Consider the following 1,818-nt stretch of genomic DNA (forward strand, 5'->3'; position numbering starts at 1 on the left):
CAACTCGATGCTGACCAAGAAATCGAGCAAGAGGTAGAGGCTAACGAAGTTTCCAAATCTAAACAAATGGTATCCGGTGCTATTCTGCTGGGCGTTATCCTGGTAATGGCTGTTGGTATCAAAGGTGTATCTTTGGAAATGGCAGCAATCATCGGCGCTCTGCTGTGCGTACTGACCGGCTGCCTGACTGAAAAACAAGCTTATGCTTCTATCGACTGGGTAACCATCTTCCTGTTCGCTGGCATGATGCCTGTATCCTCCGCTATGGATAAAACCGGCGCTGGTAAACTCATCGCTGAATGGACTGTTGGCCTGATGGGCGGCTCTCCTTCTCCGTTGGTTGTAACCGGTGTACTGTTCATCCTGTCCTGCGGTCTGACTCAGTTCATGTCCAACACCGCATCCGCAGCTCTGCTGTGCCCGATCGGTATTGCAATTTCCCAAAACCTGGGCGCTGACCCGAAAGCAGTTCTGATGGCTATCGCTGTTGCAGCATCCTGCGCATTCGCAACTCCGGTAGGTACTCCTCCGAACACCCTGGTACTTGGCCCTGGCGGATACAAATTCATGGACTATGTAAAAGCTGGTACCGGTCTGGTTCTGGTAGCTTTCGTAGTATCCCTGGTTGTTATCCCGATGGTATGGCCGTTCTTCCCTGGCAAATAATTTGTTAGGTTAGTAAGCTAAAATACAAATCAATCCCCGTCACGAAAGTGACGGGGATTTTTGTTGTTCAAAATATGCCTGAAAGCACCGGAGATATGTGATTTTAAGGGTGAGCACACAGACATATTTTTAATAAAAAAGGTTTGTGAATCGATAAAATCATAAACAAACAATACTATGTATAAATATACAATAAGCTTAGTGGAAGAACATGTAAAGCACAGGAATAAAATAAATGAAAAAGGCTTGCAAATTTGTCAGAAGTGTGTTAAACTTAACACTATCGACAATTAAGTAATTAAAGTAAGTGAAAAAAGCCGATTAAGTAAGTAATGTAAGTGAGGGAAACTAAAAGCCTTCAACTACTTAAAACTTGGCTAAAATGTAAGCTCTATAACTTGTTAATGATAGAACTTACTGATAACTTGTAGAATTATTTTATTGATGACCTTCAGTGTGTATAGTGACACACAGACAACAAAACATTTTTATTATTTTAAGGAGGAAAACAATGTCCCCAGCAATCAAATGTCTTATTCTGTTGGCAGTAGTTGCATTATTCTTCGTAACTGAACTTATTCCTCTCGCAGTTACTGCTATTGGTGCCTCTGTGGCATGCGGCCTGTTAGGCCTGATCCCTGCTAAGCAAGTATTCAGCGGTCTGTCCAACTCTACTGTAGTACTTTTTGCAGGTATGTTCGTTGTAGGCGCTTCCATGTTCTACACCGGCCTGGCTCAAGAAATTGGTAACACCGTAGTTAAAATGTGCGGCACCAGCGAAAACAGCCTGATGTTCGGTCTGATGCTCGTTGGTACTGTAATGTCCGCAGTTCTGTCCAACACCGGTACCGCAGCTTGCATGCTGCCGGTTGCACTGGGCATCTGCTCTGCAGCTAAAATTCCTGCTTCCCGTCAGTTAATGCCGTTGGCATTCGCTTGCGGTTGGGGCGGTATCATCACCATGGTAGGTACCCCGCCGAACATCATTGCAGTAGGTGCAATGAATGCTGCCGGTATCGAGCCGTTCGGTTTCTTCGAATTCGCTTGGATCGGTCTGCCTATCTCTGTAGCTGGTATGCTCTACATGATGTTCCTGGGCAAATATCTGCTCCCGAACAAACAACTCGATGCTGACCAAGAAATCGAGCAAGA

At 45.0% G+C, this 1,818-nt stretch carries 2 protein-coding genes; both read left to right on the forward strand.

Translation table 11 applies throughout. The features are described from left to right. The coding region (locus HMPREF9443_RS01520) for an SLC13 family permease (protein WP_009144727.1) at positions 1-666 on the forward strand (666 nt) is incomplete at its 5' end. Between the two features lie 511 nt (positions 667-1,177). Further along, positions 1,178-1,818: SLC13 family permease (locus tag HMPREF9443_RS01525; protein ID WP_009144728.1), on the forward strand; the 641-nt coding region annotated here is incomplete at its 3' end.

It is taken from the genome of Phascolarctobacterium succinatutens YIT 12067, assembly GCF_000188175.1.
Classification (GTDB): Bacteria; Bacillota; Negativicutes; order Acidaminococcales; family Acidaminococcaceae; genus Phascolarctobacterium_A; species Phascolarctobacterium_A succinatutens.